Annotated in this window: 27 protein-coding genes and 2 tRNA genes; 10 read left to right on the top strand and 19 right to left on the bottom strand. The window is 65.5% G+C overall.

Translation table 11 applies throughout. The features are described 5' to 3' along the window. Positions 1 to 2 precede the first annotated feature (2 nt). A complete protein-coding gene (locus tag ACSFA8_RS04285; protein WP_435478257.1) occupies positions 3 to 779 on the bottom strand; it encodes a protein-L-isoaspartate(D-aspartate) O-methyltransferase in 777 nt (258 codons plus the stop codon). After that, complete coding sequence (gene surE, locus ACSFA8_RS04280; RefSeq protein ID WP_435478256.1) at positions 779 to 1,537, bottom strand: 5'/3'-nucleotidase SurE; 759 nt, start codon at positions 1,535 to 1,537, stop codon at positions 779 to 781. The genes ACSFA8_RS04285 and surE overlap by 1 nt, the downstream gene beginning before the upstream one ends. Positions 1,538 to 1,641: 104 nt before the next feature. Between surE and ACSFA8_RS04275 the strand changes: the two genes are divergently transcribed. After that, entirely contained in the window at positions 1,642 to 2,628 is a 987-nt protein-coding gene (locus ACSFA8_RS04275) for an NADPH:quinone oxidoreductase family protein (RefSeq protein WP_435478255.1), read from the top strand. Positions 2,629 to 2,697: 69 nt separating this feature from the next. On the opposite strand, the gene ACSFA8_RS04270 is transcribed toward ACSFA8_RS04275, so the two are convergent. From ACSFA8_RS04270 to ACSFA8_RS04240, 7 genes are all read right to left on the bottom strand, one after another. Then, on the bottom strand, positions 2,698 to 3,036 hold the full coding sequence (locus ACSFA8_RS04270; protein WP_435478254.1) for an H-NS histone family protein: 339 nt from the start codon (positions 3,034 to 3,036) through the stop codon (positions 2,698 to 2,700). A 113-nt stretch (positions 3,037 to 3,149) separates the two neighbouring features. After that, positions 3,150 to 3,225 (bottom strand) — tRNA-His (locus ACSFA8_RS04265). Between the two features lie 29 nt (positions 3,226 to 3,254). Then, complete coding sequence (locus ACSFA8_RS04260; protein ID WP_435478253.1) at positions 3,255 to 5,159, bottom strand: SurA N-terminal domain-containing protein; 1,905 nt, start codon at positions 5,157 to 5,159, stop codon at positions 3,255 to 3,257. Between the two features lie 82 nt (positions 5,160 to 5,241). Continuing rightward, positions 5,242 to 5,317: transfer RNA gene (locus ACSFA8_RS04255), tRNA-Val, on the bottom strand. A 16-nt stretch (positions 5,318 to 5,333) separates the two neighbouring features. After that, positions 5,334 to 5,606, bottom strand: a complete 273-nt coding sequence (locus ACSFA8_RS04250) for an HU family DNA-binding protein (RefSeq protein WP_068642416.1) — start codon at positions 5,604 to 5,606, stop codon at positions 5,334 to 5,336. 224 nt (positions 5,607 to 5,830) lie between these two features. After that, positions 5,831 to 6,916, bottom strand: a complete 1,086-nt coding sequence (locus ACSFA8_RS04245; RefSeq protein ID WP_435478252.1) for a tartrate dehydrogenase — start codon at positions 6,914 to 6,916, stop codon at positions 5,831 to 5,833. Between the two features lie 16 nt (positions 6,917 to 6,932). Further along, positions 6,933 to 7,811 (bottom strand): alpha/beta fold hydrolase, encoded by an 879-nt coding sequence (locus ACSFA8_RS04240; protein ID WP_435478251.1) that lies wholly within the window; start codon positions 7,809 to 7,811, stop codon positions 6,933 to 6,935. 74 nt (positions 7,812 to 7,885) lie between these two features. Between ACSFA8_RS04240 and ACSFA8_RS04235 the strand changes: the two genes are divergently transcribed. Further along, positions 7,886 to 8,851 carry a LysR family transcriptional regulator gene (locus tag ACSFA8_RS04235; RefSeq protein WP_435478453.1) on the top strand — a complete coding sequence of 322 codons (966 nt, stop codon included), beginning with the start codon at positions 7,886 to 7,888 and terminating at the stop codon, positions 8,849 to 8,851. Here the strand turns inward: ACSFA8_RS04235 and ACSFA8_RS04230 are convergent. Genes ACSFA8_RS04230 through uvrC form a run of 3 tightly spaced genes read right to left on the bottom strand, consistent with a single transcriptional unit; the run spans position 8,848 to position 12,286 of the window. Then, a complete protein-coding gene (locus ACSFA8_RS04230) occupies positions 8,848 to 9,738 on the bottom strand; it encodes a DMT family transporter (protein WP_435478250.1) in 891 nt (296 codons plus the stop codon). The genes ACSFA8_RS04235 and ACSFA8_RS04230 overlap by 4 nt on opposite strands. Then, complete coding sequence (gene pgsA, locus ACSFA8_RS04225; protein WP_435478249.1) at positions 9,735 to 10,301, bottom strand: CDP-diacylglycerol--glycerol-3-phosphate 3-phosphatidyltransferase; 567 nt, start codon at positions 10,299 to 10,301, stop codon at positions 9,735 to 9,737. Before pgsA ends, ACSFA8_RS04230 begins: the two co-directional genes overlap by 4 nt. Before the next feature lie 20 nt (positions 10,302 to 10,321). Further along, complete coding sequence (gene uvrC, locus ACSFA8_RS04220) at positions 10,322 to 12,286, bottom strand: excinuclease ABC subunit UvrC (protein ID WP_435478248.1); 1,965 nt, start codon at positions 12,284 to 12,286, stop codon at positions 10,322 to 10,324. A 43-nt stretch (positions 12,287 to 12,329) separates the two neighbouring features. Here uvrC and earP point away from each other — a divergent pair, with 43 nt between their 5' ends. The 3 genes from earP to ACSFA8_RS04205 all read left to right on the top strand — a co-directional run bounded on the left by earP (position 12,330) and on the right by ACSFA8_RS04205 (position 15,181). Beyond that, positions 12,330 to 13,418, top strand: coding sequence for an elongation factor P maturation arginine rhamnosyltransferase EarP (earP, locus tag ACSFA8_RS04215; RefSeq protein WP_435478247.1), 1,089 nt, complete (start codon positions 12,330 to 12,332; stop codon positions 13,416 to 13,418). A 148-nt stretch (positions 13,419 to 13,566) separates the two neighbouring features. Then, entirely contained in the window at positions 13,567 to 14,121 is a 555-nt protein-coding gene (efp, locus tag ACSFA8_RS04210) for an elongation factor P (RefSeq protein ID WP_286545942.1), read from the top strand. 196 nt (positions 14,122 to 14,317) lie between these two features. Beyond that, on the top strand, positions 14,318 to 15,181 hold the full coding sequence (locus ACSFA8_RS04205) for an LOG family protein (protein WP_435478246.1): 864 nt from the start codon (positions 14,318 to 14,320) through the stop codon (positions 15,179 to 15,181). Here ACSFA8_RS04205 and ACSFA8_RS04200 read toward each other — a convergent pair. From ACSFA8_RS04200 to pncB, 6 genes are all read right to left on the bottom strand, one after another. Further along, positions 15,178 to 15,402: a hypothetical protein gene (locus ACSFA8_RS04200; RefSeq protein WP_435478245.1), complete on the bottom strand. Its 225-nt coding sequence runs from the start codon at positions 15,400 to 15,402 to the stop codon at positions 15,178 to 15,180. The genes ACSFA8_RS04205 and ACSFA8_RS04200 overlap by 4 nt on opposite strands. Before the next feature lie 93 nt (positions 15,403 to 15,495). Beyond that, a complete protein-coding gene (locus ACSFA8_RS04195; protein WP_435478244.1) occupies positions 15,496 to 16,659 on the bottom strand; it encodes an MFS transporter in 1,164 nt (387 codons plus the stop codon). Then, positions 16,656 to 18,014 carry a DNA recombination protein RmuC gene (locus ACSFA8_RS04190; RefSeq protein WP_435478243.1) on the bottom strand — a complete coding sequence of 453 codons (1,359 nt, stop codon included), beginning with the start codon at positions 18,012 to 18,014 and terminating at the stop codon, positions 16,656 to 16,658. The genes ACSFA8_RS04195 and ACSFA8_RS04190 overlap by 4 nt, the downstream gene beginning before the upstream one ends. Before the next feature lie 11 nt (positions 18,015 to 18,025). After that, positions 18,026 to 19,012 carry a 2-hydroxyacid dehydrogenase gene (locus ACSFA8_RS04185; RefSeq protein WP_435478242.1) on the bottom strand — a complete coding sequence of 329 codons (987 nt, stop codon included), beginning with the start codon at positions 19,010 to 19,012 and terminating at the stop codon, positions 18,026 to 18,028. A 7-nt stretch (positions 19,013 to 19,019) separates the two neighbouring features. Further along, a complete protein-coding gene (locus ACSFA8_RS04180; protein ID WP_435478241.1) occupies positions 19,020 to 20,357 on the bottom strand; it encodes a sodium:proton antiporter in 1,338 nt (445 codons plus the stop codon). After that, the gene (gene pncB, locus ACSFA8_RS04175; protein WP_435478240.1) at positions 20,354 to 21,562 is read right to left on the bottom strand and encodes a nicotinate phosphoribosyltransferase; all 1,209 of its coding nucleotides are present in this window, start codon (positions 21,560 to 21,562) and stop codon (positions 20,354 to 20,356) included. Before pncB ends, ACSFA8_RS04180 begins: the two co-directional genes overlap by 4 nt. Before the next feature lie 179 nt (positions 21,563 to 21,741). Here pncB and ACSFA8_RS04170 point away from each other — a divergent pair, with 179 nt between their 5' ends. Together ACSFA8_RS04170 and ACSFA8_RS04165 are read left to right on the top strand one after the other, a co-directional pair. Continuing rightward, positions 21,742 to 21,963: a CsbD family protein gene (locus ACSFA8_RS04170; protein ID WP_435478239.1), complete on the top strand. Its 222-nt coding sequence runs from the start codon at positions 21,742 to 21,744 to the stop codon at positions 21,961 to 21,963. A gap of 62 nt (positions 21,964 to 22,025) precedes the next feature. Then, positions 22,026 to 22,430 (top strand): hypothetical protein, encoded by a 405-nt coding sequence (locus ACSFA8_RS04165; RefSeq protein WP_435478238.1) that lies wholly within the window; start codon positions 22,026 to 22,028, stop codon positions 22,428 to 22,430. 59 nt (positions 22,431 to 22,489) lie between these two features. Here the strand turns inward: ACSFA8_RS04165 and ACSFA8_RS04160 are convergent, their stop codons facing one another. After that, entirely contained in the window at positions 22,490 to 22,936 is a 447-nt protein-coding gene (locus tag ACSFA8_RS04160) for an acyl-CoA thioesterase (protein WP_435478237.1), read from the bottom strand. Between the two features lie 178 nt (positions 22,937 to 23,114). Between ACSFA8_RS04160 and ACSFA8_RS04155 the strand changes: the two genes are divergently transcribed. From ACSFA8_RS04155 to ACSFA8_RS04145, 3 genes are all read left to right on the top strand, one after another. Continuing rightward, the gene (locus tag ACSFA8_RS04155) at positions 23,115 to 23,672 is read left to right on the top strand and encodes a phasin family protein (protein WP_435478236.1); all 558 of its coding nucleotides are present in this window, start codon (positions 23,115 to 23,117) and stop codon (positions 23,670 to 23,672) included. 133 nt (positions 23,673 to 23,805) lie between these two features. Further along, on the top strand, positions 23,806 to 24,564 hold the full coding sequence (locus ACSFA8_RS04150; RefSeq protein ID WP_435478235.1) for a 3-hydroxyacyl-CoA dehydrogenase: 759 nt from the start codon (positions 23,806 to 23,808) through the stop codon (positions 24,562 to 24,564). Between the two features lie 106 nt (positions 24,565 to 24,670). Beyond that, positions 24,671 to 26,542: a gamma-glutamyltransferase family protein gene (locus tag ACSFA8_RS04145; protein WP_435478234.1), complete on the top strand. Its 1,872-nt coding sequence runs from the start codon at positions 24,671 to 24,673 to the stop codon at positions 26,540 to 26,542. Positions 26,543 to 26,573 lie beyond the last annotated feature (31 nt).

The following is a 26,573-nucleotide window of genomic DNA, read 5'->3' as shown; positions in this document are numbered from 1 at the left end:
CTTCAAGCGATACCCGATTTTAGGGGGACAAAGTGAACCGCCTCAAGAATGCGGCGCTCGAGTCCACGAGCCGTTTTGTCGATGACAACGAGGGCCTGCCCTCCCGCCGCGGAATGGGTTGGCGCCACGATGCGCCCACCCACCGCCAGCTGGTCTGTCCAGGCGTCCGGTATGGCCTCGCCGCCCGCTGCCGCGATGATCCCTGCGTAGGGTGCGCCCTTGGCGAAACCGATCATTCCGTCGCCCAGCAGCAGATGGAGTGTCGCGATCCGGAACGGACGCAGGTTGGAGCGCGCCTTCTCATGCAGGCCGCGCAGGCGCTCGATGCTGTAGACCTCCGTCGCCACGTGGCTCAGCACCGCAGCCTGGTAGCCGCAGCCCGTGCCGATCTCCATCACGCGGCCGAGCCGGTCATTCGGCTTGCCGGCCAGCGCGGGGGCGCCGAGCAACAACTCGATCATCCGCGCCACCACGTTCGGCTTGGAAATGGTCTGACCCAGACCGATCGGCAGGCTGGTGTCTTCGTAGGCCTGGTTCACCAGCGCGCTGTCGACGAAGCGATGCCGCTCGACCGTGCCCATCGCGCGCAGCACGCGGGCGTCGGCAATCCCTTGTCCGGCCAGCTTCTGCACCATACGCGCGCGCACCGCGTCCGACGCCATCGACGGCGTGCTGCTGACCACGGTCGGACGAACCGGCACGGCCGACGCACGGCCGCGGGTGACGGCCGATGCGGTGGGCGTCAGCCGAACCGGAAAGCTCGGGCGTTGCGTGGCCATCAGGCGACGAGCCGCGCCACCGCGTCGCGCCATGCACCGAGGTTCGCGTGGTCGGTCAGATCGATCTGCAGCGGCGTCAGTGCTACGTGGCCGGCGTTGGTCGCATGGAAGTCGGTGCCTTCGCCGCTGTCCTTGGCGCCGCCGGCACCGGCGATCCAGTACATCGTTTCGCCGCGCGGGCTGTCCTGCGTGATCACCTTCTCTGCCGCATGGCGGCGGCCGAGCCGACAGACCTTGACCGGCTGCAGTTCGCCCATCGGCCGGTTCGGCACATTGACGTTGAGCAGAAAGGCCGGCCCCTCGTGCATTCGTTCGCGCTCGATCTGCTGCACCAGCCGGCGAGCGACCTCGGCTGCCGCGTCGATGTGGGCCCAGCCCTTTTCGGTCTGGGAGAAGGCAATGGCCGGGATACCGAACAGGTAGGCTTCCATTGCAGCGCCGACCGTGCCCGAATAGATGGTGTCGTCGCCCATGTTGGCGCCGTTGTTGATGCCGGAGACCACGAGATCGGGGCGGTAGTCGAGCAAGCCCTTGAGCGCGATGTGCACGCAATCGGCCGGCGTGCCGGTCACGTAGCGAAAGCCGTTGTGCGCCTTGTGCACATAGAGCGGCGCCGCCAGCGTGAGTGCATTCGACTTGGCGCTGTTGTTGTGTTCGGGGGCGACGACTTCAACCTCGGCGATGTCCTTCAGCGCTGCGTGCAGTGCGACGATGCCGGGAGCCTGGAAGCCGTCGTCGTTGGAGATGAGAATTTTCATGGCGTCGATCGGTGCGCCATTCTAGGGTTGCGGTTGGTCACGCCTGAGACATCGGCGCTGCGCGGGCCGAACGTATCATGGCCGCCCCCAAAGGAGACCTCTGCATGCATGCATGGCTTTGCGAAAACCCGACCGGCGTCGATGCGCTGACCTGGAAAGAACTTCCGACACCGCAACCCGGCCCGGGCCAGGTGCTGATCGAGATCAAGGCGGCAAGCCTCAACTTTCCCGATCTGCTGATCGTGCAGAACAAATACCAGATCAAGCCCCCGCTGCCCTTCGTGCCGGGCTCCGAGTACGCGGGCGTGGTGCAAGCGGTCGGAGAAGGCGTCGCGCACCTGAAGGTCGGCCAGAACGTGGCCTGCCTGTCGGGCACAGGCGGTTTCGGCACCCACACGTTGGCACCAGCAGCACTCTGCATGCCGTTGCCGGCCGGCTTCGGCCACGTGGATGCGGCCGCCTTCATCATGATCTACGCAACCTCGTGGCACGCCCTGATCGACCGCGCGCAACTGAAAGCCGGCGAGACGGTGCTGGTGCTCGGCGCTGCAGGCGGTGTCGGCACGGCCGCGATCCAGATTGCCAAGGCCGCGGGTGCGCGTGTGATCGCAGCCGCGTCGACTGATGAAAAATGCGAACTCTGCCGGTCGATTGGCGCCGACGCCACCATCAACTACACCACGCACGCGTTGCCGACCGGTTTTCGCGATGCGATCAAGGCAGCGACAGACGGCAAGGGCCCGGATGTGATCTACGACCCGGTCGGCGGCGACTTCGCCGAGCCTGCATTCCGCTCGATCGGCTGGCGCGGCCGCTATTTGATCGTCGGTTTCGCGGCCGGCCCGATTCCGTCGCTCCCGCTGAATTTGCCATTGCTCAAAGGCGCTTCGCTGGTCGGCGTGTTCTGGGGCGATTTTGCAAAGAAGGAGCCCAAGGCAAATGCGGCCATGATGGCTGAATTGGCCCAGTGGTATGGCGCGGGCAAGATCAAGCCCGTGATCGACAGCACCATGCCAATGAAGGAATTGAAAGCGGCCTATGCCCACATGGGCTCGCGCGGTGTCAAGGGCAAGTTGGTGATGGTGAACTGAGACTCAGCGTATTGCTGCCCATTGAAAAAGCCCGCGACTGCGGGCTTTTTCAATGGCGCCGAACGCGCTTCAAATTTCGAACTCGGACAGCGACTTGCCCGCAGCGAGCGCTTCCGTCACCCAGCGGGGCTTGCGACCGCGACCACCCGACCAATTTTCGCCATTCGGGCCGCGGTATTTGGCAGCTGCCTTGACCGGCGAGGTGCCCGCGCTCCGCTTGCCAGCAGCCGCACGCGGGCTCAACTTGAGATCGGCCGCCGACAAACCGTACTCCGCAATCTTCTGGCGCACTTCCTCGATCACGGCGCCGCGCTCCTTGTTGCGCAGCTCTTCGGCTTGCTTGCGCAATTGCGCAATCTGCTCGTCGTGCTTCTGAATCTGCGAATTGATGTCGGCAAGAGAGGTCATTGCGGGCTTCCTCGGAATTGAAAGGAAAAATTTTAATTCAAAACCAATTGCAACCGCCGGCGCGCCAAAAAAAAAACGCGCCCGTCAAGCGACCGGCGCGTTTCAATGTTATTTGGGGTGGCTGATGGGACTCGAACCCACGACGACCAGAATCACAATCTGGGACTCTACCAGCTGAGCTACAGCCACCAAAGAAGCCTGCGATTGTAGCGTCAAAACTAGCGTGCTGGCTCGGCCGGCCGCGGCACCAGGATTTCTGCCTTGTAGCGCTGCTTCAGCAAGTCATAGTAGGCCGCGTTTTCGGCGGCAGAGATGACCTGCGCAAATTGCCCGGCCTCCTGCTGCGCCATTTCCGGCGTCGAAGGTGCGCGCGGCACCGCCTTGTTGACCCGCACCACCGCGTAGCCCTGGGCGCCAAGGTCGACCCCAGCCCAGGCCGGCAGCTTGGACGTATCGGCCCGCAGCGCGCCCTCGATCACCGGTGCCGGCAGCGACTGGGTTTCGAGCCGCGACACGGTTACCGGCGCGGCGAGCGTGGCGCCGGCCGAATCGGCTTGCCAGGCCTTGAGCCGGGCCTCGCCCTCGGCCTTGGCCAGCGCGGCGGCGCGCTCGGCCACCAACTGGCTGCGAACCTTGTCCTTGACCTCGGCAAATGGAAGCGTGCGCGCCGCAGCGTACTTCGCCACACGACCCGACGCGAGTTGACTCGGGCCGACTTCGATCGCTTCGGTGTTGTGCTTGCGTTCGAGTGAGTCGGCCGCAAACAACGCACCCAGGAAGTTGCGACTGGCGAGCGCGCCCGTGGCACCTGCGGCCGGCGTGCGCGCAACGTTGGTTGCGGTCAGGAGTTTGAGCTTGAGCTTGTCTGCCGCCGGCTGCAGGCTGTCGGGCTGCTGGTACACGAGATCGGTGAAAGTCTCGGCCGCCTTGGCGAACTCCTGCGTCGCCTGCTGGGCACGAACCTCGTCCTCGATGCGCGCGCGAACCTGTTCGAACGGCGGCACCTGCTCCGGCTTGATGTCGGTCAGATGGATGATGTGATAGCCGAACTCGGTTTCGACAACGGCACTGATCTCGCCCTTCTTGAGCGCGAACATCGCATCCTCGAACGGCTTGACCATCGCGCCGCGCGCCACGAAATCGAGGTCGCCACCCTTCTCCGCGGAGCCGGGATCCTGCGAGTTCTTGCGCGCGATGTCGGCAAAGCTGGCGGGTGACTTTTTCACTTCGGCCAGCAACTGCTCGGCCCTGGACTTGGCCTTGTCGCGCTCGGCGGCCGGCGCGCTGGCCGGTGCCGTGATCAGGATGTGGCTCGCGCGGCGCTCTTCCTTCGTGCCGAAGCGCGCCTTGTTCTGCTCGAAGTACGCCTTGGCGTCGGCCTCGCTGACCGCGATGTTCTTCTTGACCGCATCCAGATCGAGCACCAGATATTCGACCGCGGCTTGCTCAGGTGCCTGGAACAGCGCCGGATGGTCCTTGTAGTAGGTCTCGAGATCTGCATCGCTGACTGTGACCTTCGCGGCGAAATCGGCTGCGTTGAAGCGGGCAACCTGCACCTCGCGCCGGTCGTAGAACGCGTTGATCGTCGCCTCGGTCTGAGCCTTGGTCGCGAAAGCCGAGCCGGAAACGCCCTGCAGCACCTGCTGCGTCGCGAGTTGCGCCCGCACCGATGCTTCGTACTGCTCTGGCGTTTGCTGCGTGGTTCGAATGAACAGTTCGCGGTCGAACTTGCCGTCGGCACCGCGGAACGCGGCAAGCCCCTGATCCTGCGCAAAGATTCGCGCGAGCTTGTCCTCCGACACGGTCATATGGGTCTTGTCGGCCGCGGCCCGCAGCACGCGATCGCGCACCATGCGGTCGAGCGTGGCGTAGCGGGCGGCGTCCGAATCGAGCAGCGCGGCATCGATGCTGGGCGACTGCTGCCGAATGCGATCGACCTCGTTGCGGTGTTGCTGATCCCACTCGGGCCGCGTGATGTCGTGGCCGTCGACGCGCGCAACCTTTTCACCCTTGCCGTCGCTCTGGCTATAGCGCTCCACGCCGAAAAACACGAACGACGGAATGATCAGCAAGAACAAGAACGCCATCACGATCTTGGTGTGCTTGCGGAAGAAATCAAACATTGAACACTCTCTCTATTGAAGCGGCCGAGACATCGACTCGGGCAACAAAAAAGGCGAACAACGTGTTCGCCTTTGCATCGTTTGGTGGGTGCTGAGGGGCTCGAACCCCCGACCTACGCCTTGTAAGGGCGCCGCTCTACCAGCTGAGCTAAGCACCCCACCGGGAATGATGTCTCAGTTCAGCGCATCTTTCAGCGCCTTGCCGGGACGGAACTTCGGGATCTTGGCGGCCTTGATTTTAATCGCTGCGCCGGTGCGCGGGTTGCGACCCGTGCGGGCAGCGCGTTTGCCCACTGCAAAAGTACCAAAACCGACGAGCGAAACCGAGTTGCCCTTTTTCAGGGTGGTGCGAATCGCGCCGATGGTGGACTCCAGCGCGCGCGTGGCCGCAGCTTTGGAAATATCGGCATTTTTTGCGATGTGCTCAATCAATTCGGTCTTGTTCACAAGGGCCTCTTGTCGGAAAAAAGTTGTCGGGTGTGCCGCCAACTGCATGACCGACCCCTGAGTGGTGCCGTGCGGCGCGGTGGGAAGAAGGATGGCAGTTGCGGCGCGTCGGCAGCGCACTGCCGACAGGGATTAAAGCCACTGGTCTACGGGGTGTCAAGACGAACCAGGGCCGCGTAGCACAGCGAACACCGCGATTTTAGAGGCGTTTCGTGAAGTCCTCTTCAAAGCGCGGCAGCAATCGCCTTGCCAAGATCGATGGTGCCGGCCGTGCCGCCGATGTCGGCCGTGCGCGGTGCGCCGCTTCCGGGCGCGAGAACGGCCTCGATCGCAGCGAGGATCGCATCGTGCGCCGCCTTGTGGCCGAGGAATTCAAGCATCATCGCGCCGCACCAGATCTGGCCGATCGGGTTGGCGATGCCCTTGCCGGCGATGTCGGGCGCCGAACCATGCACCGGCTCGAACAGCGACGGCGTGGTGCGCTCCGGGTTCAGGTTGGCGCTCGGCGCAATGCCGATGGTGCCGGTACAGGCCGGGCCCAGGTCGGACAGGATGTCGCCGAACAGGTTGCTCGCGACAACCACGTCGAAGAACTCCGGACGCTGCACGAAGTGCGCCGTCAGGATGTCGATGTGAAACTTGTCGAGCGTGATGCCGGGATAGTTTTTTGCCATTTCGACCACCCGCTCGTCCCAGTAGGGCATGGTGATCGAAATGCCGTTCGACTTGGTGGCGCTGGTCAGGTGCTTCTTCGGGCGCGACTGCGCGAGCTCGAAAGCGAACCTGAGCACGCGGTCCACGCCGATGCGCGACATCACCGTCTCCTGCACCACGATCTCGCGAGCAGTGCCCTCGTACATGCGCCCGCCGATGCTGGAGTACTCGCCTTCGGTGTTCTCGCGCACGATGTACATGTCGATCTCGCCGGGCTCGCGCCGCGAACCATCGCGCCGCACCACGGGCGCCGTGATGCCGGGCATCAGGCGTGCGGGACGCAGATTGATGTACTGGTCGAACTCGCGCCGGAACAAAAGCAAAGAGCCCCAGAGCGACACATGGTCCGCAATTTTTTGGGGCCAGCCGACCGCTCCGAAAAAGATGGCATCGTGGCCGCCGATCTGGTCTTTCCAGTTGTCGGGCAGCATCTTGCCGTGCTTCTCGAAGTAGTCCCAGCTCGAGAAATCGAAATGGTCGAACTTCAGGTCGATGCCGAACTTGCGTGCGGCCGCGTCCAGCACGCGGATGCCCTCGGGCATGGTTTCCTTGCCGATGCCGTCGCCGGCGATCACTGCGATGCGTTGGGTGCTCATGGGAAGTCTCTTGGGATCAAGTTGGAAAGAAATGCAACGCCGCCTGGGCGACTTGTTGCGGCGCCTCTTCGGGCAGGTAGTGGCCACACGGCAAGGTATGGCCCGACACCCTCACTGCACGTTCGCGCCAAAGCGTCAGAACGTCGAAGCAGCGGCCTACGGCGCCGTGTTCGCCCCACAGAACCTGCAGGGGCTGCGTGAGCAGGCGCCCGGCGGCAACGTCGGCGCGATCGTGCGCCAGATCGATCGAGGCGGACGCGCGGTAGTCCTCGCAGATCGCGTGCGCTGTCCCGTCGATCGCGGCACAGCGCTCGTATTCCAGAAGGGCCTCGGCCGCGAACGGCGCGAGCCCGGCATGACGGCTGCCCATCACGCTGCGGATGTAGCGCGCCGGGTCGCCCTCGATCAGCGCCTCGGGCAGCGGCGGCGGCTGGATCAGGAAGAACCAGTGCCAGTAGGCGCGCGCAAAGGCTTCGCTGGTATCGCGGTACATCGCGAGCGTGGGAGCGATGTCGAGCAACAGCAGGCGATCGACCGCGTCGGGATGGTCGGCCGCGAGCCGATGGGCGACGCGTGCACCGCGGTCGTGCGCCAGCACGCCGAAGCGTTCGAAGCCATGCTGCTGCATCACGGCCAGCGCATCGAGCGCCATCTCCCGCTTGCTGTAGGCCGCGTGGTCGGGCCCGCCGGCCGGTCGACCCGAATCGCCATAGCCGCGCAGATCCATCATGACCAGCGTGAAGTGGTCGGCCAGTTCCGGCGCCACGCGGTGCCAGATCGCATGTGTCTGCGGATGGCCGTGCAACAGCAGCAGCGGCGCACCGCGGCCGCCGATGCGGCCATGCAGCCGAACCGGGCCGCGATGCAGATCGAAAGGCGTGAATGAATCGAGCACGCAGGGATTGTGCGTGGCACGAGCCAGCGCATCAAGCAACAATGCATAAACCTATAATTTCCCAAATGGCACGAATCGATCGCGGCGATCTGGAGCTCATGCAGGCCATTCGCGGTCACGGGAGTCTGGCGGGCGCGGCGCTCGCGCTCGGCGTGGTGCCTTCGGTGGTCACCAAGCGGCTCGGCGCGCTCGAGACCCAACTGGGTCAGCGTCTGTTCGAGCGCACTACGCGCCGCTTGAGCCTTACCACCGAAGGCGAGGCGCTCTGCCAGCACGCCGATGGCCTGCTCGACCGCTTTGCGGCGCTCGAGACTGAGCTGGCAGAACGTCAGAACGCATTGAACGGCACCTTGCGGCTTGCCGCGACCTTCGGCTTTGGCCGGCGCTGGGTCGGGCCGGCGCTGGCCGCTTTTCAGGCCCTGCACCCTGCCCTGAAGGTCGAACTGCAGCTCACGGAGCAATTGCCTGACCTGGGGGCCGAGGGCTACGACGGCGCGATCTGGCTCTGGAGCGTGCAGAACAGGCATGCGAGCGACTGGGTCACGCGGCGCATCGCGCGCAACCAGCGTGTGCTGGCCGCGTCACCGGCCTATCTGCAACGGCGCGGCCTGCCTGCGGATCTGCCGGCGCTGGCCGCGCACGACTGCCTGGTGGCACGCGAGAACGGCAGCGCGCAGCCGCGTCCGTTCGACCTCTGGACGCTGCGCCATGCGCGCGACGGCAGCACCGCGCGCATCCGCGTCCAGGGCGCCCTCGCCAGCAACTCCGGTGAAATGGTGCGTGACTGGTGCCTCGACGGTCGCGGCATCATGTTGCGCAGCCTGTGGGACATCGCCCCGCAGCTCGCGTCGGGCGAACTGGTGCGCGTGCTGCCGCACTACGCCATGCCCGAGGCCGACATCCATTGGGTCGCGCCCTGGCGGCCGAAGACGCCGCGCCGCGTGCGCCTCTTGATCGACTTTCTGGTGGAGGCGTTTCGCACCGAGCCGTGGAAGCTCGAGGCGTCAGTGCGACCGAAGCCGCGGCGCGCCAAAGCCTAGGACGGCGGGGCTGCGCTGCGCACCACCAGGCTGACCCCCACCGCGGTCAGGCTGATGCCGGCCAGCGTCACCAGCGTGATCGGCTCGTCGAACAGCAGCCATGCCATCACCGCGGTGCACGGCGGCACCAGGTACAGCAGACTGGTCACGGCCGTCGCGGTGCCGCGCTGGATCAGCATGTAGAGCAACGATGCGCCGCCCAGCGACAGTGCCAGCACCGACCAGGCCATCGAGCCGACCACGGCGGCATTCCACATGATTGCGCCGGTCTCGAACAGCGCGAACGGCAGCGTCACCACGAGTGCCGCAGCCAATTGCACCGCGCTGGCGCTGCGCACATCGCAGGGCGCGACAAAACGCTTCTGGTAAAGCGTTCCGGCGGTGATCGACAGCAGCGCAAACACCGCAAGCCCCATCGTCAGCGCATTGACCTCGCCGCCCTGGCCGAGCTTGCGCGACACCACCAGCACCAGTCCGGCGAAGCCGAGCAGGAGACCGGCCCACTGGCGCCTTGTGATGGCCCCGCCATGCATCGACATCCATATCGCCGTCAGCACCGGCTGAAGACCGACCAGCAGCGCGACCAGTCCCGAGCCCATGCCGGCCTTGACCGCGGCCCATACGCCGCCCAGATACCCGGCCTGCATCAGGATGCCGGTGACGGCGAGGTGAAGCCACTGCGCCCGCTGCACCGGCCAGGCCACGCGCGTCGCCGCCACCCACAGGCCGAAGCACAGCAGCGAGAGCGCATAGCGCACCACGAGGAACTTGAGGGGTGGCGCGTGTGGCATGCCGTAGCGCGCGACGATGAAGCCGGTGCTCCAGATCAGTACGAACACCGCAGGCATCAGGCGCAGCCACGCGGCCGCGCGGCCGCCGGCCGTCATTTCGCCCGCGCCCGAATTTCAGGAATCGCCTTCTGCAGGTAGTAAACCATCGACCAGACCGTGAGCACGGCCGAGATCCAGATCAGCCACTGGCCCCAGATCCCGGTGTCGATCACGCCGAACAGCTTGCCGTTGAACAGAAGGAACGGAATCGCGACCATCTGCACGACGGTCTTGACCTTGCCGATCATGTGCACCGCCACGCTCTTGCCGGCGCCGATCTGCGCCATCCATTCGCGCAGCGCGGAAATGGCGATCTCGCGGCCGATGATGATCAGCGCCACGAACACGTCGGCGCGCTGCAGGTGCACCAGCACGAGCAAGGACGCGCAGACCAGGAACTTGTCGGCTACCGGATCGAGGAAGGCGCCGAACGCCGATGTCTGGTTGAGCTTGCGGGCCAGGTAGCCATCGAGCCAGTCGGTGGCCGCGAACACGATGAACATCACCGTGGCGATGAGATTGCGCATCGGCTCCGCGATGGGCAGGTAGAACACACCGACGATCAGGGGGATCGCGACGATGCGCGTCCAGGTCATGATGGTGGGAAGCGTCCAGAACATGCGGCTGATTGTGACTTGGTTCAGTGAAGGGCCCGGTAGATCTCTTCGGCCAGGTCGGCCGCGATGCCGTCGACCGACGCAATGTCTTCCACGCTGGCCGAGGCAACCCCGCGAATGCCGCCGAAGCGTTGCAGCAGCCGGGCGCGGCGCTTGGGCCCGATGCCCGGGATGTCCTCGAGCTGGCTCCCGCCCACGCGCACCTTGGCCCGCTTGGCCCGCATGCCGGTGATCGCGAAGCGGTGCGCCTCGTCGCGGATCTGTGCCACCAGCATCAGCGCGGCGGAGTCGCGACCGAGGTAGACCTTGTCGCGCCCGTCGGCGAACACCAGTTCCTCGAGACCGACCTTGCGGCCCTCGCCCTTCTCGACGCCAACGATCAGCGACAGCGGCAGCCCCAGCTCGCTGAACACCTCGCGTGCCATCGACACCTGTCCCTTGCCGCCGTCCACCAGCACCAGCTCCGGCATGCGCGCGGCCTTGGTGTTGACCGGCGCATCGGCGCCGACGCCGTTGGCGTCGCCGGCCGTCGGCGCATCGGTTTCGGCGGCCATCGCCTCGGCCAGCCGCGCATAGCGCCGGGTCAGCACCTGCCGCATCGCCGCGTAGTCGTCGCCCGGCGTGATGCCTTCGATGTTGTAGCGCCGGTACTCGCGGTTCTGCATGGCATGGTGCTCGAACACCACGCAGGAGGCCTGCGTCGCTTCGCCGGCCGTGTGCGAGATGTCGAAGCATTCGATGCGCAGGCTGTCGAGGTCGTCAGGCGCGAGTTCGAGCGCATCGACCAGCGCGCGCGTGCGCGCCTGTTGCGAGCCTTCTTCGGCGAGCAACCGGGCCAGTTGAAGGCCGGCGTTGGTCTGCGCCATCTCGAGCCAATGCCGGCGCTGCTCGCGCGGCTGGAAAACCGCCGTGATGCGCGTGCCCGCCTGCTGCGACACGGCCTCGATCAGTTCGCGGCTCACCTGCTCGCTCAGCACCAGCGTGGCCGGCACAGGTACATCGATGTAGTGCTGCGCGATGAAGGCTTCGAGCACCTGGACTTCGATGGCGTCCGCCACCGCGGGCTCGTTGCCGTCTTCGGCGTCGTCGAGCTCGCCATGGCGAATCTGCGCCGCGTCCTCCACGTGCACGGGAAAGTAGGGCCGGTCGCCCAGGTGGCGCCCGCCGCGCACCATCGCGAGATTCACGCACGCCTTGCCGCCCTGCACCTTGACCGCGAGGATGTCGACGTCCTTGTCGGATGCGATCTCGATCGACTGCTGGTGCAGCACGCGCGACAGCGCCGACATCTGGTTGCGCAGCTCGGCGGCCTGCTCGAACTCCAGCTTTTCGGCATGCGCCGTCATGCGGTCTTCGAGCGTTCGCAGCACCAGTTGCGTGTCGCCGTGCAGGAACGCCTCGGCATTGGCCACGTCCTGCGCGTAAGCCTCGGGCGTGATGTAGCCGACGCACGGGCCGGTGCAGCGCTTGATCTGGTACAGCAGGCAGGGCCGGGTGCGGTTGGCATACACCGTGTCTTCGCAGGTGCGCAGCTTGAACACCTTCTGCAGCAGCTGGATCGACTCCTTCACCGCCCACGCGCTCGGGTACGGGCCGAAGTAGCGGTGCTTCTTGTCGACCGCGCCGCGGTAGTACGCGAGCCGCGGAAACTGGTGCGATGCGATCTTCAGGTAGGGGTAGCTCTTGTCGTCGCGAAACAGGATGTTGTAGCGCGGCTTGAGCGTCTTGATGAGGTTGTTCTCGAGCAGCAGCGCCTCGGCCTCGGAGCGCACCACGGTCGTCTCCATGCGCACGATCTTGCTGATCATGTGGCCGATGCGCGTGCCGCCATGGCTCTTCTGGAAGTAGTTGGCCACCCGCTTCTTCAGGTTGCGCGCCTTGCCCACATACAGCACCGCGCCGGCCGCATCGAAGTAGCGGTAGACGCCCGGCAATTGCGGCAGGGCCGCGACTTCGCTGAGCAGTTGATCGGAATGCACGTCTGACATGGCGGCTATTGTGGCGCGGGCTCCCGAGGGTAGAGTCGCCGCGATGCACTGGGACATCTTCTGCAGGGTCATCGACAACCATGGCGATCTCGGCGTCTGCTGGCGACTGGCATGCCAGTTGGCGACGCAAGGCGATCGCGTACGGCTGTGGGTCGATGACGGCGCCGCGCTGCGGTGGATGGCGCCCGCCGGCCAGCCGGGCGTCGACGTGATCGACTGGCGCGATCCGGAGGCCATCGGCGACGCCGTGGCGGCAGCCGCGCCGGACGTGCTGATCGAGGCCTTCGGCTGCGATCCCGCTCCTGAATTGATAGCACGCTTCGCCCACCGTTCGGATGCTGGCGGCCGAAAAGGCGCATGGATCAACCTGGAGTACCTGTCCGCCGAACCGTATGTCGAGCGCCTGCACGGGCTGCCCTCGCCGGTGTTCCGCGGGCCCGGCGAAGGGTTGACCAAGCATTTCTTCTACCCCGGTTTCACCGAGCGCACCGGCGGCCTGCTGCGCGAAGCCGGCCTGGTCGAAGCACGGGCTGGCTTCGACCGCGCGGCCTGGCTTGCGGCGCAAGGTATCGCGTGGCACGGCGAGCCGGTGTGGACGCTGTTCTGCTACGAGCCACCGGCGCTGCGCGCAATGTTGACCACGCTGAAGGACGCGTCCAGGCCCCCGCAGTTGCTGGTCGCGGCGGGTCGCCCGGCCGCAGCCGTGCGCGCCGCGCTGCAGGCGCCGGGCCTGCGGCGCGCGGCCGATGCGCTCTCGATCACCTGGCTACCCGCGCTGCCCCAGCCCGAATTCGACTGCCTGCTCTGGAGCGGCGACCTGAATTTCGTGCGCGGCGAGGATTCGCTGGTGCGTGCGCTCTGGGCCGGCGCGCCCCTGGTCTGGCAAATCTACCCGCAGGACGACGACGTTCACCACGTCAAGCTCGAGGCCTTTCTGGACTGGCTGGCGGCCCCGCCGTCGCTTCGGCGCTTTCACCGGATCTGGAACGGTTTCGAGGACGGCGCATTGCCTGTTCCGGACGCTGCGACCCTTGCGGAATGGCGCGATGCGGTGCAGGCGGCGCGCACGCGGCTGCTGGCACAGGACGATCTCGCCACGCAACTGCGCAGGTTCGTTGCCCAAAAAAGCTAAAATCGCGGGCTTTGCGGATTTCGGGCCGGGGTTTCATGTGAACCCCTCTTGCCTTTCCGCTGAACCCGCCGTGGGGAAATGCGGCTTCAGGCCCGGGGCCTGTGGCCGCACCGAGCGGCCGAACATCCAGTGACCCAGAGACCCTGATATGAAAATCGCTCAAGAAATCCGCGCCGGCAACGTCATCATGCACGGCAAGGACCCGATGGTCGTCCTCAAGACCGAATACAGCCGCGGCGGCCGCAACTCCGCCACCGTGCGCATGAAGCTCAAGAGCCTGATCGCCAACTTCAATACCGAGCAGGTGTTCAAGGCCGACGACAAGATCGACCAGATCGTGCTCGAAAAGAAAGAGTGCACCTACTCCTACTTCGCCGACCCGATGTACGTCTGCATGGACACCGAGTACAACCAGTACGAAGTCGAAGCCGAGAACATGGGCGACTCGCTCAACTACCTCGAAGACGGCATGCCGGTCGAAGTGGTGTTCTACGACGGCAAGGCCATCTCGGTCGAACTGCCGACCAGCGTCGAGCGCGAAATCACCTGGACCGAGCCGGCCGTCAAGGGCGACACCTCGGGCAAGGTGCTCAAGCCCGCCAAGATCTCCACCGGCTTCGAAGTGCCGGTGCCGCTGTTCGTGGCCCAAGGCGACAAGATCGAAATCGACACCCGCACCGGCGAATACCGCAAACGCGTCTGAGCGCAGCCGGCCTCGACAAAAAGCTCCCTCGGGAGCTTTTTTTTCGTACGCTGCGGGCACGACGGGCCCCATCCGCATGGCACTGCGCACGGGAGCTCTAGACTTGGTCGGCCAGCGCGCAGCTTCAAGAGCACCCCGAGCTGGCCCCTATCCTGCTATGTCCCCTGCCACCTTGCGCATCCACAATCCGGACACCATGAACAAGATCCACGACCTTCACGACAAACGCCTGGCCGACGCCTGGGCCACGCTGCAGGCACATTCGGACAAGGGCCTGCCGCTCGATCCGGATCCGTCCCGCCTGGCCTTTGCCGACCCCGAGTTCCTGCTGCGGCGCGAAACCCGAGGCCTGCGCATGCAGCTCGAACTGATGAAGCCCGACATCGAGATGCGCGCCCATGGCATCGAGAACACCGTCGTGGTGTTCGGCAGCGCGCGCTTTCGCAGCAAGGAAGAGTCCGATGCGCTGGTCGCCCAGGCCGAAGCGGCCGGCGACGCGGTGGCGCTCGACCGCCTCAAGCGCCTGGCGCGCGGCTCGCACTACTACGAGGAGGCCCGCAGCTTCAGCAAGATGGTGGCCGAGTACAGCAAGGCCAAGGATCCGGAAGATCAGCTCTTCATCTGCACCGGCGGCGGCCCCGGCATCATGCAGGCCGCCAACCGCGGCTCGTACGAAGGCGGCGGCCTCAACATCGGCCTGGCCATCGCGCTGCCGATGGAAGAAGAGGCCAACCCCTACGTCACGCCCGCGCTGAGCTTCAAGTTCCACTACTTCGCGATCCGCAAGATGCATTTCATGATGCGTGCGAAGGCGCTGGTCGCATTCCCAGGCGGCTTCGGCACGCTCGACGAGCTGTTCGAGGTCATCACGCTGGTTCAGACGAAGAAGTCGAAACCGGTGCCGATCGTGCTGTTCGGCACCGACTACTGGAAGAAGCTGCTCGACTTCGACTTCCTTGTCGAGGAAGGCGTGATCTCCCCTGGCGATGTGAAGCTGTTCGAGTACGTCGACGCCCCGGCCGACGCGTGGGATGCGATCAAGCGCTTCTACAAGCTCTAGGACGGCCGCTGGATCAGCGTCGCCACCACGAGTACATGGGACAGCACCACGAAGCAGACTGATGCCGCGAGCAACAGGTCGCCAAAGTTGAACGGCGCAGGGCCGTCGTCGAACTGTCCATCGGCGAAGGCCAGCGCCAGTCCGCAAAAGGCCATGCCGAGCAGCACGCCAGCAACGATGGTCAATGTGCGACGCAAGGTCATCGCGGGTGTCGCTTTCATTGCCGGACTCTGCGCACCCCCGGCGCATGCGTCTGTTCGGCAGCGCACGCACGCCGACGAATTCGAGATGCGAGGAGCGCGGCCCGGCCGGACTCAGGGCGCTCGCAGGCCCCACACCGCGCGCGTTCCGGCAGCTACCACGCCGCCGACCACCCAGAACACGCCCGCCACGCCGATCAATGCACCCGCGGCGCCGAACAGCATCGGCATCGCGACGCTCGACGCATTGAGCGTCATCACGCGCAGCCCCAGCGCCTCGCCATGGCGTGCGTGCGGCGTGATCTGGTGCAGCATGCTCATGACCATCGGCTGCACCGCGCCCAGCGCGATGCCGAGCGCCACCGAACAGGCGCCCATGCCGAGCGCCGACGACATGAGTGGATAGACGGCGAACACCAGCGCGGTGATGACGTTCGACACCGTGATCACGCTGCGTTCGCTCAAGCGCGAGGCGACGATCGGCAACACCACGCGGATGCCCGCCGCAGCCACGGCGAACGCGCCGAGGATCGATCCGATCACCGATGCACTGAGCCCCCGCTCATGCCCAAGGATCGGCAGCACGAAAGTGTGGACGTCCCAGGAGGCCGACTGCAACCAGTTGACGAACAGCAGGCGACGAAACATCGGCTGCCCGAGCAGATCCCAGGCGCGCGGCTTCGGCGCACCGGGTGGCGGCGGCGTGATCGGCCGCTCCGTGGCCCCGCGCGCCAGCAGCCAGCAGGCCAGCGGCAGCAGCGCCGCCAGACCGAATGCCATCCGGTAGCCGGCCATTGCCCCGGGGGTGGGGCCGGCGTGGTCGATCAGCAGACCCGCCGCGAACGGCCCGACGAAGTTGGCCGCGGCGGGCGAGATCGCGAGCCAGCTGAACACCTGCTTGAGCTGTGTCGGGTTGGCCGCCGCGCGACCTACATGGCGCTGCAGCGTGATCACCGCGATGCCGGTCGCACCGCCGGTCAGCAGCGCGGCAAGGCAGAGCACCGGGAACACGGGGAACGCCGCAGCCAGCGCCGCGCCGCTCGTGGCCGCACCCACTGCGATCGACAACGGCAGACGCAAGCCGTGCCGGTCAGCGAAACGCCCCGTCGGCAAAGCGAGGAATACCTGCGTGAGCGCGAACAGCGAAAGCATCACGCCCACTGCAGCAGCGCTGTAACCCTGCTGCAGCGCCAGCAACGGCGCCGCGAGCCGAGTGCCGGTCATGGCGGCGTGCAGGCACACCTGCGCAAGGATCAGGCGCAGCAGTTCAGGCGTCACAAGGCTGCATCGTCCTCGCTGCCCGTGGGCGGCAACAATGCCTGCGACTGGGCATCAGGCAGCGCCTCGACCTGTCTGAGCGCACGGTGCATGACGTTGCTGCGCGTCTGCGCCTGATCCAGCGTGTTGAGCACGGTCTGGGTCTGCGCCTTGACCCTCGACAGCACGTCGCCGAACTTGCTGAACTCGGCCTTCACCGCGCCCAGCACCTGCCAAACCTCGCTCGACCGCTTCTCGAGCGCCAGCGTGCGAAAGCCCATCTGCAGCGAGTTCAGGATGGCCAGCAGCGTGGTCGGGCCGGCCAGCGTGACGCGGTGCTTGCGCTGCAGGCCCTGCATCAGATCCGGGCGGCGCAGCACCTCAGCGTAGAGGCCTTCGGTGGGAAGGAACAGGATCGCGAAGTCGGTGGTGTTCGGTGGCTCGATGTACTTTTCTTCGATCGAGCGCGCCTCGAGCCAGATGCGGGTTTCCAGCGCACGGCCCGCGAGTTCGGCAGCCACCGGATCGGCGCGCTGCTGGGCGTCCAGCAGGCGCTCGTAGTCTTCATTGGGGAACTTGGCATCGATCGGCAGCCACAGCGGCTCGCCGTCGGCCTTGCGGCCCGGCAGACGGATCGCAAAGTCGACCGTGTTGCGCGTGCCGGGCCGGGTGACCACCTGGGCCGCGTATTGCTCCGCCGCAAACACCTGTTCGAGCAAGGCGCCCAGCTGCGCTTCACCGAAGATGCCGCGCATCTTGACGTTGGTCAGCAGGTGCTTGAGGTCGCCCACGCCCTGCGCCAGCGTCTGCATCTCGCCCAGGCCCTTGTGCACCTGCTCGAGGCGGTCGGCCACCTGCTTGAAGCTTTCGCCGAGCCGCGCTTCGAGCGTGCTTTGCAGCTTTTCGTCGACAGTCTTGCGCATCTCGTCGAGCTTGGCCGAGTTGGTCTGCTGCAGTTGCGCGAGCTGCGTCTCCATGGTCGTGCGCACTTCGGCCAGGCGTCGTGCGTTCGATTCGCTCAGGCCCTGCAACTGCGTGTTGAGCGTGTCGGCCAGCGTCTTCTGCAGCAGCGTGAGTTGCTGCGCAAAGGCGTCGATCTGCGCGTTCTGCGTGCGGGTTGCCTCCGCGCCCTGCTGCACCAGTGCGGCCTGGAAGGTTGCGAAGTTCTGGCCCAGCTCCTGGCGCGTGGCGCGCGACGATTCGCCGATTTCCTGGCGCAGCGTGCGCGCCGTGTTTTCGTTGCCCGATGCCAGGGCCGCAACGAGTTCTGCATGCCGATCGGACGCGGGCTTGCGCAGCAGGAGCCACAGGACGAGGATGAAGTTCAGGGCCGCGAGGCCTAGCAGGGCCCAGAGCCCCAGTTCGGTGGTAGGCACGTGTCTGCGATCTATCGGGTGGCCAGCACCGCAGGGTTGACGGGCGTGAGCGCCTTTTTCTGGGTGAGAAAGCCGATGAGGTTGTCGGTCGCGAGGTCGGCCATGGCACGGCGTGTGGGCACGGTCGCGCTGGCGATATGGGGCGTGAGCACCACGTTCGGCACGGTAAGAAGGTCGGGGTGCACCCTGGGCTCACCCTCGAACACGTCGAGGCCGGCGGCAGCGATGCGCTTCTCGCGCAGCGCGACGGCAAGCGCTGCGTCGTCGACGATGCCGCCGCGGGCGATGTTGATCAGCGTCGCGGTCGGCTTCATGAGCGCGAGCTCGGCGGCACCGATGGTGTGGTGCGAAGCCGGGCTGTAGGGCACCACCAGCACCACATGGTCGGCTGTCCTGAGCAGTTCATCCTTGCTCACGTAGCCGGCCGTGCATTCGGCCTCCAGCCCGGCGTCGAGGCGCGACCGGTTGTGATAGATCACCTTCATGCCGAAGCCGTGTGCGCCGCGCTTCGCAATGCCCTGCCCGATGCGGCCCATGCCGATGATGCCGAGCGTGCTGCCGTGGATGTCGGAGCCCGAGAACATGTCGTAGGCCCATTTGGTCCATTGGCCGGCGCGCAGGTAATGCTCGCTCTCGGCGATGCGGCGCGCGGTGGCCATCAGCAGTGCGAAGCCGAAGTCGGCCGTTGTCTCGGTGAGCACGTCGGGCGCGTTGGTGCCGAGCACGCCGTGTGCGGTCATGGCGTCGACGTCGAAGTTGTTGTAGCCCACGGCCATGTTGGCGCAGATCTTCAGATCCGGGCAGGCGTCGAGCAGCTCGGCGTCGATGCGTTCGCTGCCGGTGGTGAACGCGCCCTGCTTGCCCTGCAGCTTCGCGATCAGTTCGGCCTTCGACCAGGCCGCATCGGTCTGGTTCGATTCGACCTCGAAGTGTTGTTCGAGCCGGGCGATGGTTTCAGGAAAGATCGCGCGGGCGACGAGTACCTTGGGTTTGGTCATTGTTCTTTCAGCGGAAGAAGATCAGGGTGGTGAGGATGAACAGCGGCACCAAAATCGCGCCCGACCAGGCCATGTAGCCGAAGAAGCTCGGCATCTTCACGCCGCGGTCTTCGGCGATGGCCTTGACCATCAGGTTCGGCGCGTTGCCGATGTAGCTGTTGGCTCCCATGAACACGGCGCCGGCCGAGATCGCGGCGAGCGTGCTGGCGTAGGTGGTCATCAGCGCCTGCGGATCGCCGCCGGCGGTGTTGAAGAACACCAGGTAGGTGGGTGCATTGTCCAGGAAAGAGCTCAGGATGCCGGTGGCCCAGAAATACATGGCCGGATCGGGCTGGCCGTCGGGCCGCGTGACGGCCGACACCACCGCGCCGAACGGTCCCTGCGTCCCGGCCTTGAGCATCGCGATCACCGGAACGATGGTCAGGAAGATGCCCGCGAACAGTTTGGCCACCTCGGCCATCGGGCCCCAGGCGAACTGGTTGTCGGCATGCACCTTGCTGGCGGTGATCTTGAGCGACAGCAGCGTGATGGCGACGAGGCCCACGTCGCGCACCACGCCCGGCAAACCGACCGGCGTGCCGAGCACCTCGAACACCACGGGCGACTTCCAGAAGCCGCTGACCAGCACCAGCAGCACCACGCCGCCCAGCAGCCAGAAGTTGGCCGCGCCGTCGAAGCCGATGCGTTGCGTGTCGGGCGTCGGGTCGACCGGCAGCACGCCTTCCTTGCGGTAGTAGTGACTATCGATCAGCCAGAACAGCGCGAGCAGCACACCGACCACGAACAGGGTGTCGGGCAGGATGTTCTTCAGCGTCCAGAAAAAATCGACGCCCTTCAGGAAGCCGAGGAACAGCGGCGGGTCGCCCAGCGGCGTGAGCGCGCCGCCCGCGTTCGACACGATGAAGATGAAGAACACCACCACGTGCGCCTTGTGGATGCGGTTGTCGTTGGCGCGGATCAGCGGGCGGATCAGCAGCATGGAGGCGCCCGTGGTGCCCATGAAGCTCGCAAGCACCGCGCCGATGGCGAGGATGGCCGTGTTGAGCCCGGGTGCGCCGTGCGGGTTGCCACGGATGTGGATGCCGCCGGCCACGGTGAACAGCGCCGTCAGCAGGACGATGAACGGGATGTATTCGGACAGCAGAGCATGCACCAGCTCATGCAAGGCTGCAGGCACGCCGAACCGCATCGCGAACGGCAGCAGGAACGCAAGGCCCCAGGCCGCTGCGACCTTGCCATAGTGGCGGTGCCAGAACGACGGCACCAGCAGCGGCATCAGCGCGATCGACAGCAGGATGCCCGCAAAGGGAACGCCCCACAGGGGCGAAACCTCTGCACCATTCATGCCGGCGTCTCGATCTCGAACACCTGGCGCAGGTAGGCAAGGTACTTCTCGTCCTCACACATGTTCTTCGACGGCGTGTCCGAGAGCTTGGCCACCGGCTGGTCGTTGCAGCGGATCATCTTGATGACGATCTGCAGCGGCTCGTAGCCGAGATCGTTGGTGAGGTTGGTGCCGATGCCGAAGGCCAGCTGGCAGCGGCCGCGGAACTGTTCGTAGAGCTCGATGGTGCGCGGCACTGTCAGCCCGTCGCTGAAGATCAGCGTCTTGGTGCGCGGGTCGACGCGGTTCGCCACGTAGTGCGCCAGCATGCGCTCGCCCCACTGGAACGGGTCGCCGCTGTCGTGACGCGAGCCGTCGAACAGCTTGCAGAAAAACAGGTCGAAGTCGCGCAGGAACGCGCTCATGCCATACACATCGGACAGCGCGATGCCGAGGTCGCCGCGGTATTCGCGGCCCCACATCTCGAAGCCGAACACCTGGCTGTCGCGCAGCCGCGGCCCGAGTGCCTGGCAGGCCTGCAGGTACTCGTGCGCCATGGTGCCCAGCGGAATCAGCCCAAGCTTCATCGCGTAGAGCACGTTGCTGGTGCCGGCAAACTGCGGACTGCGCTCGCCGACGCGTGCCGGCACCGTCACCGCACCGAGTCTGGCGCTCAGGGTGCGCAGCACTTCTTCATGCCACTCCTGGGAAAAACGCCGGCGCGTGCCATAGTCGGCAATCTTGAGATCCGTGAGGCCATTGCCGCGCAGTTCCCCGATCTTGGTTTCGAGCCGCCGCCGGCCTTCCGCGAGGTCGGGCTGCGGACGCGTATTGCGGAAGTAGACCTCATTGACGATCGCCAGCACCGGGATCTCGAACAGGATGGTGTGCAACCACGGGCCCTTGATGCGGATCTCGAGTTCGCCGCTGGCCTGCGGCACGATGTCGATGTACTTCTCGTTGAGCCGGAACAGGCCGAGGAAATCGACGAAGTCGCTCTTGATGAAGCGCATCGAGCGCAGATAGGCCAGCTCGGGTTCCTTGAACTGCAACGAGCACAGGTGCCGAACCTCTTCGCGGATCTGTCCGGCAAAGCGCGCGAGGTCGACGCCGGGGTTGCGGCACTTGAAGCGGTACTCAACGCGCGCACCGGGAAAGTGGTGCAACACCACCTGCATCATCGTGAATTTGTAGAGGTCGGTGTCGAGCAGGCTATGGATGATCATTGGCAAATACCGCGTGTTCCCGTTGTGCCGCGCCATTATCACGGCGTATCACGGCGCGCGTCGGCCGGTGCCTACGCCCCCTTCCCGGCGCGTCCTACTGCGGCCTCGCCAGCGCACGGCCACATTCCGTTCACGCCGGCAAACATGCCGACGCCTCAACTGCAACGAAGGAGATCGCCGTGAACAAAGACACCATGGAAGGCAATTGGAAACAGCTCAAGGGCAAGGTCAAGGAGCAATGGGGCAAGCTGACCGATGACGACTTCGATGTCATTGCCGGCAAGCGCGACCAGTTGCTCGGCCGCATCCAGGAACGCCATGGCATCAGCAAGGACGAGGCTGAAAAGCAAGTGGCCGATTGGGAAAAGCGCCACCCCGAATCCTTCTTCGAAAAGTCCTGACTTTTCGACCTGCTTCCTTATTCGCTGAAATCCACTTCACAAACCCAACGGGGGAACCTCAAATGAAAAAACACCTGCTCATGCTCGCGATCGCTTCGTCCTGTTTCATGGTCACGCACGCCAGCGCGATGACCAAGGACGAATACAAGGTCGCCAAGGAAAAGATCGAGGCCGACTACAAGGTCTCCAAGGCCAAGTGCGACACGCTGAAAGACAACGCGAAGGATGTCTGCGAGAAGGAAGCGAAGGGCACCGAAAAGGTGGCCAAGGCCGAACTCGAACAGCAGTACAAGCCGAGCGACAGCCACATGAAGAAGGTGGCCCAAGAAAAGGTCGACGCGATGTACGCAGTTGCGAAGGAAAAATGCGACGACCAGACCGGCGACGCCAAGAGCGCCTGCATGAAGCAAGCCAAGGCCGACGAAGCCAAGGGCAAGGCCGACATCAAGACAATGAAGAAGATGTGATCAGGGCCACACGCCCGTTGACCGAAACGGCGCCTGCGGGCGCCGTTTTTCGCTGAACCTCAACACTTGAGCGATTGCACGACCTCGGCCAGCCGTGCGGGCAGCGGCACCGGACGCTGGCTCACGCGGTCGACATACACATGGACGAAATGGCCCTGTGCCGCAGCGGTCTCGGCGCCCTCTGCAAACAGGCCGATCTCGTAGCGCACGCTGGAGCGGCCGGCGTCGGCGACCCGGATGCCGGCTTCGACCGTCTGGGGAAAGGCCAGGGGCGCAAAGTAGTTGCACTGCGTTTCGACCACGAAGCCGATGGCGTCGCCCCGATGGATGTCGAGCGCGCCGCGCTCGATCAGCAGCCCGTTGACCGCGGTGTCGAACCAGCCGTAGTAAACGACGTTGTTCACGTGGCCGTACATGTCGTTGTCGGCCCAGCGCGTTGCAATAGTTCGGAACGCGCAATAGTGGCTTCGGTGCTGGGGGACGGGTTTGGCGGCTGCGCGGGTCATTGCGCGGCATTCTGCCTGTCAGACGGTATTTAGAAGACACCCTCTAGATTGCTGCATCGCAGCAAAAAAGGGTTGATTCGTGCGCTCAGCGTCCTATACTTCGAGTCATGCTGCGGCGCAACATTAATGCGGGTGTCAGCGAAACGTCAACCTTCTTTCAACCTCTCTGGAGCACACCATGGCACTGACCGCTGACCAATTCCTCTCCGCCCAAAAGGCAAATATCGAAACCCTGTTCGGCCTGACCACCAAGGCTTTCGAAGGCGTTGAAAAACTCGTCGAACTGAACGTGACCGCCTCCAAGGCCGCACTGAGCGAAGCCCAGGGCACCGCCCAGGCCCTGCTGAGTGTCAAGGACGCACAAGAACTGCTCGCGCTGCAAGCCAGCCTGTTCCAGCCGCTGGCTGAAAAGACCACGGCCTACAGCCGTCACCTGTACGACATCGCCCAGGGCACCGGCGCCGAGTTCAGCAAGGCTTTTGAAGCCAAGGCTGCCGAAACGCAAGCCACTATCGTCGGCCTGGTCGACAGCGCTTCCAAGAATGCTCCGGCCGGTTCGGAAACTGCCGTTGCCATGATGAAGAGCGCCGTGGCTGCTGCCAACAACGCTTTCGAATCGGTGCAAAAGGCCGTCAAGCAAGCTTCCGACGTTGCCGAAGCCAACTTCACCGCCGTGTCGACCTCGGCAGTGAACGCTGCCAAGAGCACCGCTCAAACCGCTTCGCGCAAGCGTTAAGCAAACCTTACAAGTTGTCTCCTTGGGTCCTCCCGGATCCAATTCAGGGCTCTGTCTTCGGACAGGGCCCATTTTTTTTGTGTGCGCGGCGGGGCCTCCGATAATGCCGGCTCACACAGCAGGAGACTCATTCATGCAGATCGAAGGCAAGGTTTTCATCGTGACGGGCGGCGCATCGGGCCTCGGGGAGGGCACGGCGCGGATGCTGGCGACCAACGGGGCCAAGGTGGTCGTGGCCGACATGCAGGCCGAAAAAGGCGCCGCGGTGGCGCGGGAGATCGGGGGCGCGTTCGTCAAGTGCGACGTGAGCCAGGAAGCCGACGGCCAGGCCGCGGTGGCCGCCGCGCTGAAGCTCGGCAAGCTTGTGGGCCTGGTCAATTGCGCCGGCATCGCGCCGGCTGAGAAAACAGTGGGCAAGAACGGCGCGCATGCGCTGGCCGTTTTCAGCAAGACCGTGACGGTCAACCTGATCGGCAGTTTCAACATGATCCGGCTCGCGGCCGAGGCCATGAGCAAGAATGACCCCGAAGCCACCGGCGAGCGCGGCGTGCTGATCTCGACCGCGTCGGTCGCGGCCTACGACGGCCAGATGGGTCAGGCGGCCTACTCCGCCTCCAAGGGCGGCGTGGTCGGCATGACGCTGCCGATCGCGCGCGACCTGGCACGCAACGGCATCCGCAACATGACGATCGCGCCCGGCATCTTCGGCACACCGATGCTGTTCGGCATGCCGCAGGAGGTGCAGGACGCGCTGGCCGCAAGCGTGCCCTTTCCGTCACGCCTCGGCACGCCCGAGGATTACGCCAAGCTCGCGAAGCACATCATCGAAAACGACATGCTGAACGGCGAAGTCATTCGCCTGGACGGGGCAATCCGGCTTCCGCCCCGGTAGGCGCCCTGGCGCTACCGTTGCGTTCCTGCCGCTCGTACTGCGCGGTCAGTTCGCTGCGTACTGCGGCTGCCTGGACTTCGCGAGGTTCATCAGGGGGAAACAACATATGTCTCTACATATTCGCAGTACTTTGGGCGCGGTGGCGGTCGCCGCGCTGCTGGCCGGCTGTGCCAGCCCGCCGGAGGGCTTCGGCTACACCACGCCGATCATGCCGGAGGGTGCTTCGGGCTACCAGGCGAAGCCGGGTTGGGCCACCAGCAAGTTCGCGGTCGCGGCGGCCAATCCGCTGGCCACCGACGCCGGCTACCAGGTGCTGAAGGCCGGCGGCTCCGCCATCGACGCCGCGATCGCCGTGCAACTGGTGCTCGGCCTGGTCGAGCCGCAATCCAGCGGCATCGCCGGCGGCGCGTTCCTGCTGCACTACAACGGCCGGGCCGTGGAGGCCTTCGACGGCCGCGAGACCGCCCCCGCCGCCGCTGACGAAAAGTTGTTCCTCACGGCCGAAGGCAAGCCCATGGCCTTCTACGATGCCGTGGTGGGCGGCCGCTCGGTCGGCACGCCCGGCGCCATCCGCATGCTCGAGATGGCGCACCGGCAGTACGGCAAGCTCGCCTGGTCGCAACTGTTCGAGCCGGCGATCAGGCTCGCCGACGACGGCTTCAGGGTGAGCCCGCGCCTCGCGACCCTGCTCAAGAACGAAGTGCACCTGAAGAAGGACGCCGCGGCGGCGGCCTTTTTCTATCCGCGCGGCCAGCCACTGGCCGAGGGCACGCTGCTGAAGAACCCGGCCTATGCCGAAGTGCTGCGCAAGATCCAGCGCCAGGGCTCGCGCGGCCTGCACGAAGGCAGTGTGGCCCAGGCGATCGTGAACAAGGTGCAGCAGCACCCCACGAATCCCGGCAAGCTCGCGCTGGCCGACCTGGCCGGCTACCAACCCAAGCAGCGCGAGTCGATCTGCAGCGACTACGACGCCAAGAACGCCAGCGGTCCGGCGCGCAGCTACCGCCTTTGCGGCATGCCGCCGCCGAGTTCGGGCGCGATCGCGGTCGCGCAGATCCTGGGCATGCTCAACAACACCCATGCGCACACGCTCCCGCTGGTGGCTGGCAGCGACGCGGCCAAGGGCCCGACCCCCTCGGCCGACTTCCTGCATCTTTACACCGAGGCAGCGCGCCTGGCCTTTGCCGACCGCGCCGAATACCTCGGCGATCCCGATTTCGTGCAGCCGCCGGCCGGTAACTGGCAAAGCCTGATAGCGCCCGCGTACCTGGCCGAGCGCGCCAGGCTGATCGCCACCGGCCCAGGCGCGCAAAGCATGAAGACGGCGAAACCCGGCGTTCCGGGCAGCGTGCGCACGTCGTACGCGCCGATGCCCGACCAGTTTGAGTACGGCACCTCGCACATCAGCATCGTCGACGCCTCCGGCAATGCCCTCGCGATGACCACGACCATCGAAGACGTGTTCGGCGCCCGCCAGTTGACCGACGGCGGCAGCGGCAAGGCCGGCGGCTTCCTGCTGAACAACGAGCTGACCGACTTCAGCATGGCGCCCGCCGATGCCGAGGGCAAGCCGATCGCCAACCGCGTGCAGCCCAACAAGCGTCCGCGTTCGTCGATGGCGCCCACGCTGGTCTTCGAGAGGGCGGCCGATGGCGGCAACGGTGCGCTGGTGGCGAGCGGCGGCAGCCCGGGCGGCGCGCTGATCATTCACTACACGGCCAAGACCCTGTACGGCATGCTGAACTGGGGCCTCGATGCGCAGAAGGCCGTCGACCTTCCGAACTTCGGTTTGCTCAACGGCCCGAGCCTGCTGGAACAGCAGCGCTTCGCCCCCGCCACCGTCGAGGCACTGCGGGCCCGCGGCGCCGAAGTGCAGGAACTGGACATGACCAGCGGCCTGCAGGCGATCCAGAAAACTCCGACCGGCTACTTCGGCGGCGCCGACCCGCGCCGCGAAGGCGTGGTGCGCGGCGATTGACGAGCGCGCACGCGGGCGGCGCCGCAGCGCC

Source organism: Variovorax nitratireducens, assembly GCF_051216545.1.
Classification (GTDB): domain Bacteria; phylum Pseudomonadota; class Gammaproteobacteria; order Burkholderiales; family Burkholderiaceae_C; genus Variovorax.
Note: the sequence above shows the minus strand (reverse complement) of the source record. Positions and strands in the feature narration are given on the sequence as shown.

Bases quoted from the DNA above. Each gene is read 5' to 3' on its own strand.
- ACSFA8_RS04285 (WP_435478257.1), bottom strand. From the start codon at position 779: ATGGCCACGCAACGCCCGAGCTTTCCGGTTCGGCTGACGCCCACCGCA.
- surE (WP_435478256.1), bottom strand. From the start codon at position 1,537: ATGAAAATTCTCATCTCCAACGACGACGGCTTCCAGGCTCCCGGCATC.
- ACSFA8_RS04275 (WP_435478255.1), top strand. From the start codon at position 1,642: ATGCATGCATGGCTTTGCGAAAACCCGACCGGCGTCGATGCGCTGACC.
- ACSFA8_RS04270 (WP_435478254.1), bottom strand. From the start codon at position 3,036: ATGACCTCTCTTGCCGACATCAATTCGCAGATTCAGAAGCACGACGAG.
- ACSFA8_RS04260 (WP_435478253.1), bottom strand. From the start codon at position 5,159: ATGTTTGATTTCTTCCGCAAGCACACCAAGATCGTGATGGCGTTCTTG.
- ACSFA8_RS04245 (WP_435478252.1), bottom strand. From the start codon at position 6,916: ATGAGCACCCAACGCATCGCAGTGATCGCCGGCGACGGCATCGGCAAG.
- ACSFA8_RS04230 (WP_435478250.1), bottom strand. From the start codon at position 9,738: ATGACGGCCGGCGGCCGCGCGGCCGCGTGGCTGCGCCTGATGCCTGCG.
- pgsA (WP_435478249.1), bottom strand. From the start codon at position 10,301: ATGTTCTGGACGCTTCCCACCATCATGACCTGGACGCGCATCGTCGCG.
- uvrC (WP_435478248.1), bottom strand. From the start codon at position 12,286: ATGTCAGACGTGCATTCCGATCAACTGCTCAGCGAAGTCGCGGCCCTG.
- earP (WP_435478247.1), top strand. From the start codon at position 12,330: ATGCACTGGGACATCTTCTGCAGGGTCATCGACAACCATGGCGATCTC.
- efp (WP_286545942.1), top strand. From the start codon at position 13,567: ATGAAAATCGCTCAAGAAATCCGCGCCGGCAACGTCATCATGCACGGC.
- ACSFA8_RS04205 (WP_435478246.1), top strand. From the start codon at position 14,318: ATGAACAAGATCCACGACCTTCACGACAAACGCCTGGCCGACGCCTGG.
- ACSFA8_RS04200 (WP_435478245.1), bottom strand. From the start codon at position 15,402: ATGAAAGCGACACCCGCGATGACCTTGCGTCGCACATTGACCATCGTT.
- ACSFA8_RS04185 (WP_435478242.1), bottom strand. From the start codon at position 19,012: ATGACCAAACCCAAGGTACTCGTCGCCCGCGCGATCTTTCCTGAAACC.
- ACSFA8_RS04180 (WP_435478241.1), bottom strand. From the start codon at position 20,357: ATGAATGGTGCAGAGGTTTCGCCCCTGTGGGGCGTTCCCTTTGCGGGC.
- pncB (WP_435478240.1), bottom strand. From the start codon at position 21,562: ATGATCATCCATAGCCTGCTCGACACCGACCTCTACAAATTCACGATG.
- ACSFA8_RS04165 (WP_435478238.1), top strand. From the start codon at position 22,026: ATGAAAAAACACCTGCTCATGCTCGCGATCGCTTCGTCCTGTTTCATG.
- ACSFA8_RS04160 (WP_435478237.1), bottom strand. From the start codon at position 22,936: ATGACCCGCGCAGCCGCCAAACCCGTCCCCCAGCACCGAAGCCACTAT.
- ACSFA8_RS04155 (WP_435478236.1), top strand. From the start codon at position 23,115: ATGGCACTGACCGCTGACCAATTCCTCTCCGCCCAAAAGGCAAATATC.
- ACSFA8_RS04150 (WP_435478235.1), top strand. From the start codon at position 23,806: ATGCAGATCGAAGGCAAGGTTTTCATCGTGACGGGCGGCGCATCGGGC.
- ACSFA8_RS04145 (WP_435478234.1), top strand. From the start codon at position 24,671: ATGTCTCTACATATTCGCAGTACTTTGGGCGCGGTGGCGGTCGCCGCG.